Origin of the sequence: Pseudonocardia sp. HH130630-07 (assembly GCF_001698125.1) — a bacterium.
GTDB lineage: Bacteria > Actinomycetota > Actinomycetes > Mycobacteriales > Pseudonocardiaceae > Pseudonocardia.
The window spans coordinates 4,941,604-4,958,951 of record NZ_CP013854.1 but is presented as its reverse complement, the minus strand read 5'-3'; the positions used below and the strand labels follow the sequence as shown (position 1 = coordinate 4,958,951).

13 protein-coding genes are annotated in these 17,348 nt (G+C 73.7%); 4 read left to right on the top strand and 9 right to left on the bottom strand.

Annotated elements, in window-relative coordinates:
• Positions 1-35 precede the first annotated feature (35 nt).
• Positions 36-1,154, bottom strand: coding sequence for a TerC family protein (locus AFB00_RS23540; protein ID WP_068799004.1), 1,119 nt, complete (start codon positions 1,152-1,154; stop codon positions 36-38).
• A gap of 437 nt (positions 1,155-1,591) precedes the next feature.
• Here AFB00_RS23540 and AFB00_RS23535 point away from each other — a divergent pair, with 437 nt between their 5' ends.
• Positions 1,592-4,690 carry an ABC transporter ATP-binding protein gene (locus tag AFB00_RS23535; protein WP_068799003.1) on the top strand — a complete coding sequence of 1,033 codons (3,099 nt, stop codon included), beginning with the start codon at positions 1,592-1,594 and terminating at the stop codon, positions 4,688-4,690.
• The gene (locus AFB00_RS23530) at positions 4,687-5,595 is read left to right on the top strand and encodes an ABC transporter permease (protein ID WP_068799002.1); all 909 of its coding nucleotides are present in this window, start codon (positions 4,687-4,689) and stop codon (positions 5,593-5,595) included. Before AFB00_RS23535 ends, AFB00_RS23530 begins: the two co-directional genes overlap by 4 nt.
• A 47-nt stretch (positions 5,596-5,642) precedes the next feature.
• On the opposite strand, the gene AFB00_RS23525 is transcribed toward AFB00_RS23530, so the two are convergent.
• Together AFB00_RS23525 and uvrB are read right to left on the bottom strand one after the other, a co-directional pair.
• Positions 5,643-6,932, bottom strand: coding sequence for a glycosyltransferase 87 family protein (locus tag AFB00_RS23525; protein ID WP_068799001.1), 1,290 nt, complete (start codon positions 6,930-6,932; stop codon positions 5,643-5,645).
• A gap of 94 nt (positions 6,933-7,026) precedes the next feature.
• Complete coding sequence (gene uvrB, locus AFB00_RS23520; protein WP_197519638.1) at positions 7,027-9,273, bottom strand: excinuclease ABC subunit UvrB; 2,247 nt, start codon at positions 9,271-9,273, stop codon at positions 7,027-7,029.
• Between the two features lie 93 nt (positions 9,274-9,366).
• Between uvrB and AFB00_RS23515 the strand changes: the two genes are divergently transcribed.
• The gene (locus AFB00_RS23515) at positions 9,367-9,894 is read left to right on the top strand and encodes a DUF402 domain-containing protein (protein ID WP_442965826.1); all 528 of its coding nucleotides are present in this window, start codon (positions 9,367-9,369) and stop codon (positions 9,892-9,894) included.
• Positions 9,895-9,925: 31 nt separating this feature from the next.
• Here the strand turns inward: AFB00_RS23515 and AFB00_RS23510 are convergent, their stop codons facing one another.
• The 5 genes from AFB00_RS23510 to rpsA form a co-directional block, all read right to left on the bottom strand.
• Complete coding sequence (locus AFB00_RS23510) at positions 9,926-10,756, bottom strand: hypothetical protein (protein WP_068798999.1); 831 nt, start codon at positions 10,754-10,756, stop codon at positions 9,926-9,928.
• Positions 10,753-11,526, bottom strand: coding sequence for an RNA polymerase sigma factor (locus tag AFB00_RS23505; protein WP_068798998.1), 774 nt, complete (start codon positions 11,524-11,526; stop codon positions 10,753-10,755). The genes AFB00_RS23510 and AFB00_RS23505 overlap by 4 nt, the downstream gene beginning before the upstream one ends.
• Positions 11,527-11,739: 213 nt before the next feature.
• Positions 11,740-12,867 (bottom strand): dephospho-CoA kinase, encoded by a 1,128-nt coding sequence (gene coaE, locus AFB00_RS23500; RefSeq protein WP_083275783.1) that lies wholly within the window; start codon positions 12,865-12,867, stop codon positions 11,740-11,742.
• 51 nt (positions 12,868-12,918) lie between these two features.
• On the bottom strand, positions 12,919-13,665 hold the full coding sequence (locus AFB00_RS23495; RefSeq protein ID WP_156819697.1) for a hypothetical protein: 747 nt from the start codon (positions 13,663-13,665) through the stop codon (positions 12,919-12,921).
• A gap of 222 nt (positions 13,666-13,887) precedes the next feature.
• Entirely contained in the window at positions 13,888-15,390 is a 1,503-nt protein-coding gene (gene rpsA / locus AFB00_RS23490) for a 30S ribosomal protein S1 (protein ID WP_068798996.1), read from the bottom strand.
• Positions 15,391-15,714: 324 nt separating this feature from the next.
• Here rpsA and AFB00_RS23485 point away from each other — a divergent pair, with 324 nt between their 5' ends.
• A complete protein-coding gene (locus tag AFB00_RS23485) occupies positions 15,715-16,563 on the top strand; it encodes a class I SAM-dependent methyltransferase (protein WP_068798995.1) in 849 nt (282 codons plus the stop codon).
• Positions 16,564-16,579: 16 nt separating this feature from the next.
• Here the strand turns inward: AFB00_RS23485 and AFB00_RS23480 are convergent, their stop codons facing one another.
• Positions 16,580-17,185, bottom strand: a complete 606-nt coding sequence (locus AFB00_RS23480; protein WP_068798994.1) for a carbonic anhydrase — start codon at positions 17,183-17,185, stop codon at positions 16,580-16,582.
• Between the last annotated feature and the right edge of the window lie 163 nt (positions 17,186-17,348).

Below are 17,348 nucleotides of genomic sequence, written 5' to 3'. Positions count from 1 at the left end.
CCCGCTCCGCCTATCTGGGAGACACGCCCTAGGCGCTACTCGCCGGACCGGCCCGTCGCGTGCTCCTCGTCGGGCTTCGCCACGTGGTGGTCGGCCTTCTCGTCCTCGGCCACGATCCGCGCGGCCTCCTCCTTGGTCCTGGCCAGCGGCGGCGCGGTGATGGCGCTGCTCTGCTCGGCCAGCTCCGGCTTGATCCGCACCGCGACCAGGCTGGCGATCGTCGTGATCGCGAGCACGCCGATGATGACGCTCAGCGACAGCCCGATCCCGATCTCGGGCACCGGGAGCGGCTGCCCGCCGTTGAGGAACGGCAGGTCGTTCTCGTGCATGGCGTGCAGGGCGAGCTTGACGCCGATGAACGCCAGCAGCACGGCGAGGCCGTAGGACAGGAAGACCAGCTTGTTCAGCAGGCCACCGAGCAGGAAGTACAGCTGGCGCAGCCCCATCAGCGCGAACGCGTTCGCGGTGAAGACGAGGTAGGCCTCCTGGGTCAGGCCGAAGATCGCCGGGATCGAGTCGAGCGCGAACATGATGTCGGTGACGCCGATCGCGATCATGACGATCAGCATCGGGGTCAGCCAGCGCTTGCCGTCGATCTTCACCGTGGTCTTGGCGCCGTGGTAGTCGTCGGTGACCGGGAAGGCCTTGCGCACCCAGCGCAGCAGCCTGCCCTCCTCCCACTCCTCGTCGTCGCCCCCGGCGGCCTGCTTCACCAGCGAGACCGCGGTGTAGACCAGGAACGCGGCGAACAGGTAGAAGACCCAGCTGAACTCGTTGATCACCGCGGCGCCGGCCGCGATGAAGATGCTGCGCATGAGCAGCGCGATGACGATCCCGACCAGCAGCACCCGGTGCTGGTGGATGACCGGCACCTTGAACGCCGACATGATGATGAGGAAGACGAACAGGTTGTCGACCGACAACGAGTACTCGGTGAGGTAGCCGGCGAAGAACTCACCCGCGAAGGTGCCGCCGACGACGAACCAGAGACCGATCCCGAACGCGACGGCGAGCGCCACGTAGAACGCCACCCAGCGGGTGACCTCGCCGAGGGTGACGGCGTGCGGCTTGTGGTCGTTCAACCAGAGGTCGGCACCGATCACCACGACGAACGCCGCGATCGTGACCAGCCAGACCCACAGGGGGACGTTCACGTATTCCTCCAGACCAGGGCAGCATCGATGGCCCCGAGGTCTCTCCCGCCACGACGCCGGAACGTCTGGCGTGGCCGATGGTGCCGGGTCCGGCACGGGACGATGCTCCCGGCGGGACCGTGCTGACGACACCACCGCGATCGGGATACTCCCCTGCGGTTCGCGTGAAGTGTCCTCCCTGCACCGTTGTGTGGCGAGACGAGGTGACTCACAGCACCCGGTATCACCCGAACGAGTAACCGTTACGTCCGGTTTGCCGCTTCGCTCGCATCCTGACGGACGTCGCAGAGCCTCCTCCGACCTCGCAGATCCTGCGACCGCTGCGGGGTCCGACCGCGTGCTGCGACGTCCGGGCCCGAGGTGGGCGGGGTGGCGGCCGGGGCGAGGGGAGGGTGGGGTGGCGGCGACGGTGCGGGGATCTGCGTAGTTTCGGTGGTGTGCACGTCCTACCCGGGTCCCGTGGCCGCACCGGACCGCTGGTCGCCCTCCTGTCCGCCGGTCTCCTGCTCGGCACCGCCCCCGTCGCGGTCGCCGCGACCGGTGACGACGGCGGGTCCGTCGCGGTCACCGAGGAACGGGTCGCGGTACCCGCCGGCGGCGGTGCCCCGGGGACCGTCGATCTCGACACGTCGCTCTACGTCCCGGCCTCGGCCGCCGCCGACCCCGCGCCCGCGGTGCTCGTCGCGCACGGCTTCGGCGGGTCCAAGCGCTCCGTCGACCGGGACGCCCGCGAGCTCGCCGCCCGCGGCTACGTCGTGCAGACCTGGACCGCCCGCGGGTTAGGCGGCTCCGGCGGCACCATCGGGCTCAACGACCCGGACCGCGAGGTCGCCGACGCGTCCCGGCTGGTCGACCGGCTCGCCGCCCGGCCGGACGTCCAGCGCGACGCCGACGGCGACCCCAGGGTCGGGGTGACCGGTGGCTCCTACGGCGGCGGCCTGACGCTGTCACTGGCCGGCCGGGACGACCGCATCGACGCCATCGCACCGGTGATCACCTGGAACGACCTCGGGCAGTCGCTGTTCCCCAACAACGCCGTCCCTGCCGGCACGGAGCTGCCCGGCACCCCGGCGGCCGGTGCGGGCGCCCCGGACGGGGTGTTCAAGAGCGGTTGGGCCGGGGTCTTCTTCGGCTCCGGCGGCGAGGTCGCCGGCGGGGGCGACGCGGGCGCCGCCGCGGGCCAGGGATCGGGCGCCCCGGGCTCCGGGACGGCCGACGACGGGACCGGCGGCAGCGACGACGGGTCCGCGGGCGGTACGGACACCTCGGGCGGTGGCCCGGACGGCGCTGCGGGGGCCTCCGGCAGCGGTCACCCGGGTGGGACCGGGGCGGCCGCGGCGGGCCCGGGCGGAGCCTCCGGGCCGGGCACCACGGGCCCGGACACCCCCGGTGCCACCGGACCGGGCGCCGCCGACGGTGCGCCCGCTCCCGGCGGGGGGCAGGTGACCTGCGGGCGCTTCGCCCCGGACGTCTGCGCCGCCTACACCGAGGCCGCGCGCAGCGGCCGCGCATCACCCGAGCTGGACGCCCTGCTGCGCCGCTCCTCCCCCGCCACGGTGACCGACCGCATCACCGCCCCGACGCTGCTGGTCCAGGGCGAGCAGGACACCCTGTTCGGGCTCGACCAGGCCGACGCGAACGCCCGGCAGATCGCCGCGCACGGCACCCCGGTCTCGGTCCTGTGGTTCGCCGGCGGCCACGACGGATCCGCACCGGACTCCGGTGTGCGGGACCGGATCGGCGACTGGTTCGACCGGCACCTGCGCGGGCTGCCGGCCGCCGACGGCGTCAGCGGCGCCCTGGCCGAGGCACCGTTCGCCTACCAGGTCCGCAGCACCGTCCGCACCCGCGGCGACACCCCCACCGGCCGGACCGTGCTCGCCGACGGCTATCCCGGGCTCACCGGTGCGCCGGTGCCGTCGGTCGCGGTCCCGCTCGCCGGGGACGAGCAGATCGTCGCGCACCCGCCGGGCGGCAACCCGGCCACGGTGACCTCGCTGCCGGGTCTCGGATCCGCGCTCGGCTCGCTCGGTTCGCTGTCCGCACTCGCGGCGCCCGGCCAGTCCGCCCGGTTCGTCTCCGAGCCGGTCGCCGAGGCGTTGCAGCCGTCCGGGGCACCGCAGGTCACCGCGCAGATCTCGCGGGTGCCCGGGCAGCAGGCGCCCGAGACGGCGGTGCTGTTCGCCTCGGCCACCGCCCGGTCCCCGGAGGGCCGCAGCACCCTGCTCGGCAACGCGGTGGCCCCGTTGCGGGTCGCCGTCCCCGCCGACGGCAGCCCGGCCACGGTCCGGGTGACGCTGCCCGGCGTCGTCGCCCCGGTGACGGCGGGCAGCCGGCTGGAGGTGCAGCTCGCGACGACCGACCAGGCGTACGCGTCCGGCACCGATCCGGCCGTCTGGCGGGTGGGCCTCGGCGACGGCGGCACGCTGTCGGTCCCGCAGGTGCCCGGGCGCACCGAGTCCGCGGGGACCGTCCCGCTGTGGCCGGTGCTCGGCATCGGCGGGGTGCTGGTCGCGGCGCTGGCCGCATGGCTGGTACTGCGGGCCAGGGCCCGCCGGGCCGACCCCGGGAATCCCGCCGAGACCACCGGCCCCGGGCCGGACGATACGCCGCCGCTGCAGGTCACCGGCCTGGCCAAGACCTACCGCAACGGCTTCCGTGCCGTGTCCGACGTGTCGCTCACCGTGCCGCGAGGCGCCGTGCTGGGGCTGCTCGGCCCGAACGGGGCCGGCAAGACGACGGTGCTGCGGATGCTGCTCGGCATGATCGCGCCGACGTCGGGCGAGATGCGCGCGTTCGGGCGGCCGATCCGGCCCGGGGCGGCCGTACTCTCCCGGATCGGCGCCTTCGTCGAGGGCCCCGGGTTCCTGCCGCACCTGTCGGGCGCGGAGAACCTGCGGCTGTACTGGGAGGCGACCGGCCGCCCGATCGGGCAGGCCCGTATGGACGAGACCCTGGAGATCGCCGGCCTCGGTGACTCGGTGCACCGCCGGGTCGGCACCTACTCCCAGGGCATGCGGCAGCGGCTGGCGATCGCCCAGGCGATGCTGGGCCTGCCGGAGCTGCTGATCCTCGACGAGCCCACCAACGGGCTCGACCCGCCCCAGATCCACGCCATGCGCGAGCTGCTGCGGCGCTACGCCTCGGGCGGACGGACCGTGCTGGTCTCCAGCCACCTGCTGTCGGAGGTGGAGCAGACCTGCACCGACGTCGTCGTGATGCACCGCGGGACGGTCGTCGCCGCCGGCACCGTCGCGGAGCTCACCGCGTCCGGTGGCGGCTCGTCGTTCACGGTGGACGCCACCGCGGCGGCCGCGACGGTGCTCGCCGGGATCGAGGGCGTCAGCGAGATCGTCGTCGGTGACGAGCCCGGGGTGGTGCACGCGCACCTGGAGGACGTCGCCCGGGCCGACGCCGTCGCCGCGCTCGTCGGCGCCGGCATCGCGGTCAGCGCGGCCGGGCCGCGCGGGCGGCTGGAGGACGCGTTCCTGGAACTGGTCGGCCCCGAGGGCCGTGATGTGGGGAGTGGCTCGTGAGCAGCGGCGACGAACGGCAGCTGTCGACCCGCCGCGGGCACGTCGGCGATCTCGTCGACGGCGGCGCGGCGCCACCCGCCGTCCCCGGCCGCACGCTGCCGCTGCGCACCGAGCTGGCCCGCCAGCTGCGACGGCGTCGCACCCAGGTGGTGTTCGCGCTGGTCGTGGCCATGCCGATCATCCTGTGGGCCGCGTTCTCCCTGGGTGGCGGAGACGACGACGGCGCGGCCAGCGGGCCGAGTCTGGTGGACCTGGCGTCGGTCTCGGCGACGAACTTCGCGGTGTTCACCCTGTTCGCCTCGGCGAGCTTCCTGCTCGTCGTGCTCGTGGCGTTGTTCTTCGGCGACACCGTCGCGTCCGAGGCGTCCTGGTCGTCGCTGCGCTACCTGCTCGCCGTACCGGTGCCGCGGGCCCGCCTCCTGCGGCAGAAGGCGATCATCGCCGCGGCGCTGTCGGCCGCGGCGCTGCTCCTGCTCCCGGTGGCCGCGCTCGTGGTCGGCTCGGTCGCCTACGGGACCGGTGACCTGGTCTCGCCGGTGGGTGAGTCGCTGCCGTTCTGGTCGGCGGTGGGCCGGGTACTCCTCGGCGCCTGCTACGTGACCGTGCAGCTGAGCTGGGTCGCCGGGCTGGCCCTGCTGCTGTCGGTGAGCACCGACGCACCGCTCGGTGCGGTCGGCGGGACGGTCATGGCGTCGATCGTCTCCCAGATCATCGACCAGATCGACGACCTGGGGGCGATCCGGAACGTGCTCCCGACCCACTACGGCGACGCCTGGTCGTCCCTGCTGTCGCGGGACGTCGACTGGGCCGAGATGACCTACGGCGCCTTCTCCGCGGTCTGCTACGCGACGGTCTTCCTCGCGCTGGCGGCCTGGCGGTTCACCCGCAAGGACATCACGAGCTGAGCCGTCCGGGCCCGCCCGGACGGGCCCGGACCACGGCAGGCCCGGGGTCAGCGCCCGACGCGGAGCAGGTCCGGTTCCGGGGCCTGCGGCCCGCCGGGCCGCCCCGGACCACGGGTCACGTACCAGCAGCCGAGCCCCAGCGCGAGGGCGGCCGGGAGCACGTAGCTCGCGCCGAGCACCTGCTCCCACAGGCTCCACTTCACCTCGACGCCCCACACGTTCGGCATCCAGCGGAACGGCGCGACGTAGAAGATCGCCGCGAACACGGCGGCGACCAGCAGCCACACCGCGGACCGGTGGCGCAGCGCGTGGGCGCAGAACCCGATGAGCGCCGGCACCACCCACACCCAGTGGTGCGACCAGGCCGTCGGCGTCGCCATCAGCACGACCGCGGCCGTCGCCGACATCGCGATCACCGGCTCGGTCCGCCGGATCACCGGGACGGCCAGAGCGAGCAGCCCGGCGACGATGCCCAGCCACAGCACCGTGAACCAGGGTTCCGGCACCTCCTGCCGGGCCAGCACCGCCTGCACGGTCTCGTTCGAGAAGAACGTCGAGCCGCTCACCCCGGCCGCGGGCCCACCGACGAACCAGTACCGGACCGAGGAGTCGACGTCGACGAGGAAGCCGATCCCGGTGGCGACGATCCCGGTGGCGACGGCCACCCCGGCCGCCTTCCAGTCCCGGCGCACCAGGAAGAAGAGGATCATGCCGCCCGGCGTCAGCTTGATCGCCGCCGCGAGCCCGAGCAGCAGGCCCCGGGGCCAGCGGGTCCGCGGGGCCAGGCAGTCGACGGCCACCAGCATCATCAGGACCAGGTTGATCTGGCCGAACGCGTAGGTCTGCGCGACCGGCTCGATCAACAGCGTCGCGGCCAGCACCGGGACCCCCAGGACCAGCGGGGCCCGCCGGCCGCCGGCCGGCCAGGCGATCCGGATCGCCAGCGCGATGCAGATCGCGAGCGACACCAGCGACGCGACGAACTGGACGGTGAACGCCACCGGATAGGGCACAGCGGCGAGCGGCACCATGGTGATCGCGGCGAACGGCGGGTAGATGAACGGCAGCAGCGGCCCGTTCATCGGGGCGGGCAGCACGCCGTACATGTCCCCGCCGGCCAGCCACACCTCGACGCCGATCCGGTAGATGTCGAGGTCCAGCGCGTAGTTGCCGAGCCGGGTCCAGGACCAGAACAGCGACACCACGAGCAGCGGCACCGTGACGCACAGCGAGATCCACGACAGGGCCGCCGCGCGCAGCCGGGACACCGGTGCGGCCCACCCCGCAGCGGGCACGGCGGGCACATCCGGGTCGGGCGTGGTGCGGGCGACGGTCACGCGGGCTCCTCCGCTGCGCGCAGGGCCGGTCCCGCAGAACTTGGGACGGCCGGGTGGTGGAAACGGAGGACCACGGTAGCGGTCCCGGCCCCGGCTACTTCACCCCGGCCGCGTCCATCCCCCGCAGCTCCTTCTTCAGGTCGGAGATCTCGTCGCGCAGCCGCGCGGCCAGCTCGAACTGCAGGTCGCGGGCCGCGGTCAGCATCTGGTCGCTCATCTGCTGGATGAGGTCGGCGAGCTCGGCACGCGGCATGCCCGCCGTGTCCCGGGCGGGCACGCCGGAGCTGCCCGCGGCAGCGGCCCGGCCCGGCTCCCCCGCAGCACGCTTGCCGCGCGAGGCGTTGCGCCCGGAGCCGCCGACCGGGACGGTCTCGGTGTCCTCGGCCTCGCGGTAGACCTGGTCGAGGATGTCGGCGATCTTCTTGCGCAGTGGCTGCGGGTCGATGCCGTGCTCGGTGTTGTAGGCGACCTGCTTGGCCCGGCGCCGATCGGTCTCGTCGATGGCGTACCGCATGGAGTCGGTGATCCGGTCGGCGTACATGTGGACCTGGCCGGACACGTTGCGGGCGGCCCGGCCGATCGTCTGGATCAGCGACGTGCCGGAGCGCAGGAAGCCCTCCTTGTCCGCGTCGAGGATCGCGACCAGCGACACCTCGGGCAGGTCGAGTCCCTCACGGAGCAGGTTGATCCCGACCAGCACGTCGTACTCCCCGGAGCGCAGCTGCCGCAGCAGCTCGACCCGGCGCAGGGTGTCGACCTCGGAGTGCAGGTACCGGACCTTGATGCCCAGCTCGAGCAGGTAGTCGGTGAGGTCCTCGGCCATCTTCTTGGTCAGCGTGGTGACCAGGACCCGCTCGTCGCGCTCGGTGCGGTCGCGGATCTCGGCGACCAGGTCGTCGATCTGGCCCTTCGTCGGCTTCACGACGACCTCGGGGTCGACCAGGCCGGTCGGCCGGATGACCTGCTCGACGAACTCGCCGCCGGTGCGGTTCAGCTCGTAGGGCCCCGGGGTCGCCGACAGGTACACCGTCTGCCCGATGCGGTCGGCGAACTCCTCCCAGGTCAACGGCCGGTTGTCCACGGCGGACGGCAACCGGAAGCCGAACTCCACCAGGTTGCGCTTGCGCGACATGTCGCCCTCGTACATGCCGCCGATCTGCGGGACCGTCACGTGCGACTCGTCGATGACCAGCAGGAAGTCGTCCGGGAAGTAGTCGATGAGGGTGGCCGGGGCGGTGCCGGCGCCGCGGCCGTCGATGTGCCGGGAGTAGTTCTCGATCCCGGAGCAGAACCCGACCTGGCGGATCATCTCGATGTCGTACTGGGTCCGCATGCGCAGCCGCTGGGCCTCCAGCAGCTTGCCCTGGTTCTCCAGCTGCTCCAGCCGGGTCTCCAGCTCGGACTCGATGTCGCGCACGGCGCGTTCCATCCGGTCCGGCCCCGCCACGTAGTGGGTGGCAGGGAAGATCCGGATCTCGTCGACCTGCTCGACCGTGTCACCGGTCAGCGGGTTGAGGTGGTAGAGCGCCTCGATCTCGTCGCCGAAGAACTCGATCCGCAGCGCGAGCTCCTGGTACGCCGGGATGATCTCCACCGTGTCCCCGCGGACCCGGAAGGTGCCACGGGTGAAGGACACGTCGTTGCGCGTGTACTGCACGTCGACCAGCAGCCGGAGCAGGCGGTCGCGCTCGACCTCCTCCCCGACCTGCAGCGACACCGACCGGTCGAGGTAGGACTGCGGCGTGCCCAGGCCGTAGATGCACGACACCGAGGCGACCACCACGACGTCACGCCGGGACAGCAGGTTCATCGTCGCCGAGTGGCGCAGCCGCTCGACGTCGTCGTTGACCGAGCTGTCCTTCTCGATGTAGGTGTCGGTCTGCGCGATGTACGCCTCGGGCTGGTAGTAGTCGTAGTACGACACGAAGTACTCGACGGCGTTGTGCGGCAGCATCTCCCGCAGCTCGTTCGCCAGCTGCGCGGCCAGCGTCTTGTTCGGGGCCATCACCAGCGTCGGCCGCTGCTGCTGCTCGATCAGCCACGCCGTGGTGGCCGACTTTCCGGTACCGGTGGCGCCCATGAGGACGATGTCCTCCTCGCCGCCGCGCAGCCGCCGGTCCAGATCGGCGATGGCGGTCGGCTGGTCACCGGCCGGGCGGTGCTCGCTGACGACCTCGAACCGCCCGCTGCGGCGCTCGACCTCGCCGACCGGACGGTGCTCGGAGTGGGCCAGCGGGGTGCCGGTGGGGGTGGTGCCCGCGTCCGGGTGCGCGTGCGCGTCGTCCTCGGGGTTCGCCGTGGGTCTCGCCGCGGAGCCCGGGACCTCGGTCGCGAATGCCATGACCCCAGGGTACGAGCGACCCCCGACAGTCTCACCTCGGCGGCGCCCCGGCGGCCTCGCGCCGCGCCGCCGGGCACCGGCAGGATGCTCGTCGTGCACCCACCGAAGATCCAGACCTTCGATCCCGAGTCCCGCGCCCAGTTCGACACCAAGGGTGTCCGCCGCGAGATCGAGACCCTCCGGGAGGAGGAGTGGGGGCTCTACCTGTCCCGGCCGATCGTCGCCCGGCCCGGCGCGTGGTGGGTGGAGTCCTGGGTGGTCCCGGACCTCGGGGTCTGCCTGTCCGACTGGCGGTGGCACCCCGGCCACGAGCGGGACCAGGACATGTACCTCGACATCGCCTCGTTCACCCGGGACGGCAGGCTGATCCGGATGACCGACCTCTACCTCGATCTCGTCGTCCGCCGCGGGCGGGAGACCGAGGTGCTCGACGTCGACGAGTTCGTCGCCGCCGTCGCCGAGGGCCTGCTGGCCCCCGGCCTCGCCGAGTACGCCCTGGAGCGGTCGCACGCCGTGCTCGACGGCCTCGCCCGGCACGGCCACGACCACGAGGCCTGGCTCGCCGCGCACGGGATCGAGCTGGGCCCGCGCAGCCGCCCGGTCGCGCCCGCGGCGCCCTGACCCCGGCCGGTCACGGCCGGGGCGGGAGCGGTCAGACCGCGGGGTGCCCGGCCGGGCCGAGCCCGACCGCGCTGGTGGACGACGACGAGGAGGTCTCGCTGGTCTCCGACGTCGGGCTCGTGGTACCCGGGTCCGTGGTGTCGGAGGTCCGGGTCGTCGTCGGGGCCGCCGAGTTCGAGGTCGAGGTCTCGGTCGGGTCCGGCGTGCCCTCGCCGTGCGACGTCGACGGCGGCGGGGTCGTCGGGTCCTCGGTCGGGGTGGGGTCCTCGGTCGGCGTCGGGTCCTCGGTGGGCTGCGGCGGCCGCGTCGTCGTCGGGTCCGGGTCGCCCTCCGGCGGCCGGGGCCGGGTCGGCTCGTCGTCGCCGCCGTCGTCCGGCGGGGTCGTCGGCCGCGTCGGGTCGGCGGCCGGCGGCGGTGGCGGGACCTGCCCACCACCGGCCGGCGGGGGCGGCGGCGCGGGCGGGAGGACCGGGGCCGGGCCGGGGGCCGGCGCGCCGCCCACCCGGCTGCCCTCGGAGGCCGCCGTCGTCGGGTCGAACGCGGGCGGCAGGGTCGGGTCCGCGGACTCGGCCGAGCCCGGGGCGGCCGCGGGGACCGGCTCCGGCGTCGGCGCCGAGGTCTGCGGCGACGCGATGGCGAACGGCGCCCCGACGAACGAACCGTCCGGCGCCGCCGCGGTCGCCACGGCGGTCAGACCGCCCAGCGACCCGACCGTGAGCACCGCGGCGGCCGCGGCGGAGGTCGCCCGCCGGGCACCCGCGGCACGGGCGATCACCTCGTCGATCGGCGGCAGCGGCACCGCGGCCGCCAGCACGTCGTCGAGCCGGTGGAACTCCCGGTCGATGTCCCCGAAGCCGCTCATGCCCGTCCCCCCTCGACGGCGTGCGGGTACCCGCCGTCCCTGCCACGGGGCTCAGGGGCCCCGATGATCTCCTCCAGCACCTCGGCCATGCCCTCGGTGACGATCTCGCGCCCCCGGGCCAGCCTGCGCCGGACGTCGTGCTCGCTCGCGCTCTCCAGGTCGGCGACGGCCCGGACCGGCAGCCCCGCCATGTGGTGCAACACGACCGCCCTGCGGTCCGCCGCGACCAGCCGGCCCAGCGCCTCCAGCAGGGCACCGGTGCGCGGGTCCGTCTCCTCCGCGGCCGGACGACGGCGGCGCCGGAAGAAGCGGTGCCGCATCGACGTGCGGAGGGCGACCCGGCGGACCCAGCCGACGGCCGGGTCCTCCGCATCCGGCCCCGGGTCGGCGGCGCGCAGCGTGGACCAGCGGCGCCAGGCCCTGGAGTAGGCGTCCTGCACGACGTCGTGGGCTTCCTGCGGGTTCAGCGTGATCGCGTAGAGCTGGGCGACGAGCCGCGGGTAGTACGCCTCGAGGTGCGCGCCGAAGTCCGCGCGGAGCTCGCCGTGCGGCAGCGTCCGGTGCTGTTGCACCATCGCGCCGCTGATCGGGGGCGCCTCCTGGCCACCGGTCCACGGTCCGTCGCCCGCCCCGGCGTCCCACCCGTCGGCGCCGGTCCACGAGCCGTGGCCCGATCCGTACGGGTCCGGCCCGTACTCGTCCGGACGAGTGAGGCCGGACGCGCGCACGGGCCCGGCGTGGTCGCCGTCCGCCCCGTATCGCTGCGCCACCGTGCTCAACCCCGTGTCCTCTCGTCGCCGTACCCGGGTACCCCCCGGCCGGGTGCCGTGTCCGGTCCGACCGGCGGACGACCGCCGCTGCTCGGCGGAGCCCGCGCGTCGACGCTCTCCCCCGCCTGATCGACCAACGAGCCGACACCGTTACAGGAAACGGGCGGATCACGACCTGTTCGTGACGGACTGCGTCACACAACGGTCACATCGTCACTCCTTCGGGTCGCCCCGCCACGCTGCGAGATGCGCGGTGTAGCGCAGGGTGTCCGGGTCGGCGGCGTACAGGGCGGCACCGGCGTGCTTCCGCTCGACGTAGCCGTCACGGGCCCGGACGTCGGCCTGCATCCGGTCCCGGAAGTCGAGTGCGTACCGCCAGGCGGCGGAGTCGAGGACGCGGAGCAGGACGGTCGCGGCACGTCCCGGGTCGGCCGACCGGTGCACGCCCACCGTGCCCGCGCCGTCCGCCACCGCAGCCGGGTCCGGCGGGAGCCCGACGTCGGCGAGCGCACCGGCGACGGCTTCGGCATCGGCCCGCGATCCGACGGCCAGCTGGAGGTCGATCTCGTCCCGGGCGGGCAGGCCGGGGACCGCGGTCGAGCCGACGTGCTCCACCCCGTGACCGAGCCAGCCGGCGGCCGTCGCCACCCGGTCCGCCAACCGCCGGGCCTGGCCCGGCCAGGCCGGGTCCCACGGCACCAGGACCGGTGCGACGGGGGCGGCCGGCCGGCGGGCCCGGAGGTTCTCCTCGAACGGCACCAGCCGGGACTCCCACAACCCGTCCGCCCGCCGCAGGGCGGTGCTCTCGTCACCGGAGTTGTCGAGCCAGACGTCGGCGGCGGCCCGGCGCTGCGCGTCGGTCGCCTGGGCGGCGATCCGGGCCCTGGCGTCGGCCTCGCTCATCCCGCGGGTGGCCACCAGGCGCCGGACCCGTTCCGGCTCGTCCACCCCGACCACGACGACGATCGGGAACGCCGGCGCCATCCCGCCCTCCACGAGCAGCGGCACGTCCTGCACGACGATCGCGTCCGGCGGAGCGGCCGCGACGAGCTCGTCCGACCGGGCGCGGACCAGCGGGTGCACGATCCCGTCCAGCCGCCGCCGGGCCGCCGGGTCCCCGAACACGACCGCGGCCAGTGCCGGACGGTCCAGCTCGCCGTCCGGGCCGACGACCTCGTCGCCGAACTCCGCCACGACCGCGGCCAGTCCCCCGGTGCCGCGCGCCACCACCTCGCGGGCGATCCGGTCGGAGTCGACCAGCACCGCCCCGCGTTCGACGAGACGGCGGGCGATGGTCGACTTGCCCGCCCCTATTCCTCCGGTCAACCCTGTCCGCAGCACCCGGCCACGGTAACCGGGCGTTCTCGCCCCGGCCCGGCGCCCGACCGGACGCTAGGGCGCGGGTACCGCCGGCGGCCGCGCCGACGGGGGCTGGGTCGGGGTGAGCGCCGGGATGATCCGCTGGGCCAGGTCGGGCAGCGTCTCGGCCGCCGACCGGTTCTGGCCGGGCGCCGAGACCGGGAGCACGAACGTCAGCGTGTCCACCCCGTAGACCATCGCGAGCGTGGTCTCGTCCGGCCGTTCGATCAGCACGCCGGGCGCGGTGCCCACGGTGATGTCGCGGGACGCCGTCGCGTCCCCGCGCTCCGCGTTGGCGTTGAGCTGCCACTGGCGGGTCGCCGACGCGGTGTCGCCGTAGCGCCCGATGTTGAGCTGGTAGAGGACCGGCCCGTTGTTCCGCGCGCCGAACGCCTGCTCCTGGCCGCCCGCCCGGTAGGTGCACGCGGTCCGCTCCGTGCGGTTGACCGCCGGCTCGGGGACCCCGCGCACCGACTGCACCGACACCGTGCCGACGATCTGCCCGAACAACGCCCCGGCCTGCTCGGGGTCCATCAGCCGCCCGCAGTCGGTCGGCAGCGCGATCGGGACGGGCTCCGCGCCCGCGCCCGCGGCACCGGACTGCTCCGCGGAGAACGTCGGCACCGCGATCCCGGGGTCTCCGGAGGCGGTCCCGCACCCGGCCAGGACGACGGTCGCCAGCAGGGCGCCCGCAAGGAGCGCCACCCGCCCACGGCGGGTGCGACGGGTGGACTGCGCGGACGTACCGGATCGCGTCCGGCGGACGGATCGGCCGGTCATGTGCATCATGCTAAGCCGCCGCGGAGATCGACTTCCGCTACGCCACCGGTACGGGTGTCGACCGGTGCCGAACCGTGATCTCGACCCGGTGTGTCCACTCCGACACGCCGGGCGACGTCCCGAAGGGACGAAGAACGACCCGGAACGCACCGGACCCCGGTGACCGTGAGGGTCACCGGGGTCCGGTGTGGTATCTACCGGTCCACGAGGACCGGGTGCGGATCAGGCTCCGCCGGAGAGCTTCTCCCGCAGCGCGGCGAGCTGCTCGTCGCTCGCGAGCGAGCCGCCCGACTCGGCCTGGCCACCACCGGTGCTGGTGCCGGCGCTGGAGGAGCGCTCCTCACCGCCACCCGAGGAGTAGTTGGCCGGCGCGATGTCGTCGCCACCCTCCGCCTCGGCCTCGGCGGCCTTGCGGATCTGCCCGATGTGCTGCTCGAAGCGGGCGTGCGCCTCGGCGTACTGCTTCTCCCAGGCGGCGCGGGCCTCGTCGTAGCCTTCCTTCCAGTCGCCGGAGTCGACGTCGAAGCCCTCGGGGTAGATGTAGTTCCCCTGGTCGTCGTACTCAGCGGCCATGCCGTAGCGCGTCGGGTCGAACTCGGTGTCGACCGTCATGCCCTCGTTGGCCTGCTTCAGCGATAGCGAGATCCGCCGGCGGTCGAGGTCGATGTCGATGACCTTGACCATGGCGTCGTCGCCGACCTGGACGACCTGCTCCGGCACCTCGACGTGGCGCTCGGCCAGCTCGGAGATGTGGACCAGGCCCTCGATGCCCTCCTCGACGCGGACGAACGCACCGAACGGGACGAGCTTGGTGACCTTGCCCGGCACGATCTGGCCGATCGCGTGGGTCCGGGCGTAGAGCCGCCACGGGTCCTCCTGGGTCGCCTTCAGCGACAGGGAGACGCGCTCGCGGTCCAGGTCCACGTCGAGGACCTCGACGGTGACCTCCTGGCCGACCTCGACGACCTCGGAGGGGTGGTCGATGTGCTTCCAGGACAGCTCGGAGACGTGCACCAGGCCGTCGACCCCGCCCAGGTCGACGAACGCGCCGAAGTTGACCACCGAGGAGACGACGCCCTTGCGGACCTGACCGCGCTGCAGCTGGTTGAGGAACTCGCTGCGGACCTCGGACTGGGTCTGCTCCAGCCAGGCGCGGCGGGACAGGACCACGTTGTTGCGGTTCTTGTCCAGCTCGATGATCTTGGCCTCGATCTTGCGGCCGACGTACGGCTGCAGATCGCGGACGCGGCGCATCTCGACCAGCGAGGCCGGCAGGAAGCCCCGGAGCCCGATGTCCAGGATGAGGCCGCCCTTGACGACCTCGATGACGGTGCCCTCGACCGGCTCGTCGGCCTCCTTGAGGGCCTCGATCGTGCCCCAGGCGCGCTCGTACTGCGCGCGCTTCTTGGACAGGATCAGGCGGCCTTCCTTGTCCTCCTTCTGGAGGACGAGGGCCTCGACGAACTCGCCGACCTCGACGACCTCGGCGGGGTCGACGTCGTGCTTGATCGACAGCTCCCGCGAGGGGATGACGCCCTCGGTCTTGTAGCCGATGTCGAGCAGGACCTCGTCACGGTCGACCTTGACGATGGTGCCCTCGACGATGTCGCCATCGTTGAAGTACTTGATCGTCAGGTCGATGGCTGCGAGGAAGTCCTCCTCCGACCCGATGTCGTTGATAGCGACCTGCGGCGTGGTCGGGGCGGCGGTGGTGTCGGTGGACATGTAGTGGGGTGCTCCGATGGATGGCTCTGGCGTGGTCGGTCCGGGTCCCGCTGCTGCAGCAACGCTCGCCGGTTCTGGTGCGTGTAGCTGTGACTGTGTGATGTTCCGAGTAACAGTCACCCTCTGGCGTCGATTCCCGTGGTCGGGATGTCGGTGCAACGGACGCCCGCGAACCGGCGCTGGAGTGGCGCCGCGCGGTCGGCCGACACGTTGACCACGGTGCGAAAAGGATGGTACGCGGCTGCGAAACACCCGGGCAATGCGGGTCCGTCGATCCGGCAGCCGCCCGCGCTGCGACGATCGGGTGATGAGGATCGGACGGCCATGAGCAGCCGCGACGAGTACTTCTCGGCCGAGGCGGCCGTCGGCACGTCCGGGGTCGCCCGGCGCCGGGTCTCCAGCGCCGAGTCCGAGTCCGCCGGGCGCCGGTGGTGGGACGCCGACGCCGACGACTACCTGGCCGAGCACGGCGCCGACATCGGCGACGAGGCGTTCGTCTGGTGCCCGGAGAACCTGCACGAGGACGAGGCGGAGCTGCTGGGCCCCGCGTCCGGCCTGGCCGGGCTGCGGGTGCTCGAGATCGGTGCCGGGTCGGCCCCGTGCAGCCGCTGGCTGGCCCGCCGCGGGGCCCGCCCGGTCGCGCTCGACGTCTCCGGCGGGATGCTGCGGCACGCCGCCCGGCTGAACCGGTCGCTCGGGATCGACGTGCCGCTGGTCCAGGCCGGGGCCGAGCACCTGCCGTTCGGGGACGCGACGTTCGACCTCGCCTGCTCGGCGTTCGGCGCCATCCCGTTCGTCGCCGACCCGGGACGCGTGATGCGCGAGGTCCACCGGGTGCTCCGCCCCGGCGGCCGGTGGGTGTTCGCGGTGAACCACCCGATGCGCTGGATGTTCCCGGACGACCCCGGGCCGGACGGGCTCACCGTCGTCCAGTCCTACTTCGACCGGACGCCGTACCTGGAGGTCGACGCCGGCGGCCGGGCGACCTACGTGGAGCACCACCGCACGGTCGGTGACCGGGTCCGCGACGTGGTCGCGGCCGGCCTGGTGCTGACCGACGTCGTCGAGCCGGAGTGGCCGGAGGGCCACGAGCGGGTGTGGGGCCAGTGGTCCCCGCTGCGGGGGGAGCTGTTCCCCGGCACCGCGATCTTCGTGACCCACCGGCCCCGCTGACCCGCGGGGGCCCCGGTCAGAGTTCGACGACGGCGCCGGTCTCCAGGTCGTAGCGGGCACCACGGACCGTCAGCCGGCCGTCCCCGACGAGACTGGCCAGGGCCGGTTCGGTGCTCAGCTGCTCGACCTCGCGCCGGACGTTCGCGTCCACCGCGGCGGCCACCGTCTCCTGGTCCGTCCCGTCCCCGCCGGTCCCGCACACCGCGGTGATGGCGCCGACCAGGCCGCCCAGCGGGGCGGGCTCCGGGCTGGGTCCGCCGGCCGCCACCGACAGCGCGGCCTTCACCGCACCGCAGTGCGAGTGGCCGAGCACCACCAGCAGCTCGATCCCGAGCGCACCCGCCCCGTAGGCGAGGGTGCCGCGCACCGCGTCGTCGACGACCTGACCCGCCGTCCGGACGACGAACAGGTCACCGAGACCGACGTCGAACAGCAGCTCGGTCGGGACCCGCGAGTCCGCGCAGGACAGGACCATCGCGACGGGCGCCTGCCCGGCCACCGCGGACGCGCGGTCGGCGGAGGTGCGGTGCGGGCCCCGGCAGTCGTCGCGCTGCCAGCGCTCGTTGCCCTCGAGCAACCCCGCCCAGACCTGCGCCGCGGTCGGCCTGCTGTCGTTCGCCATGAACCACTCTCTCCACTCGGGTGCGGTGTCCGCTTTCAAGATCCCGAAAGTCGGGCGGAACCGGCAAGTGCGCACCCCGCGATGTGTCGAGCGCCGCGCCCCGGGCCCCGCCGGGCGTGGCTCAGACGATCCGGTCGACACCGCCGGTGGTCAGGTCGTAGCG

Coding starts and splice junctions, on each gene's coding strand:
- uvrB (WP_197519638.1), bottom strand. CDS start 9,273: ATGGCATTCGCGACCGAGGTCCCGGGCTCCGCGGCGAGACCCACGGCG.
- AFB00_RS23510 (WP_068798999.1), bottom strand. CDS start 10,756: ATGAGCGGCTTCGGGGACATCGACCGGGAGTTCCACCGGCTCGACGAC.
- AFB00_RS23495 (WP_156819697.1), bottom strand. CDS start 13,665: ATGACCGGCCGATCCGTCCGCCGGACGCGATCCGGTACGTCCGCGCAG.
- rpsA (WP_068798996.1), bottom strand. CDS start 15,390: ATGTCCACCGACACCACCGCCGCCCCGACCACGCCGCAGGTCGCTATC.
- AFB00_RS23485 (WP_068798995.1), top strand. CDS start 15,715: ATGAGCAGCCGCGACGAGTACTTCTCGGCCGAGGCGGCCGTCGGCACG.
- AFB00_RS23480 (WP_068798994.1), bottom strand. CDS start 17,185: ATGGCGAACGACAGCAGGCCGACCGCGGCGCAGGTCTGGGCGGGGTTG.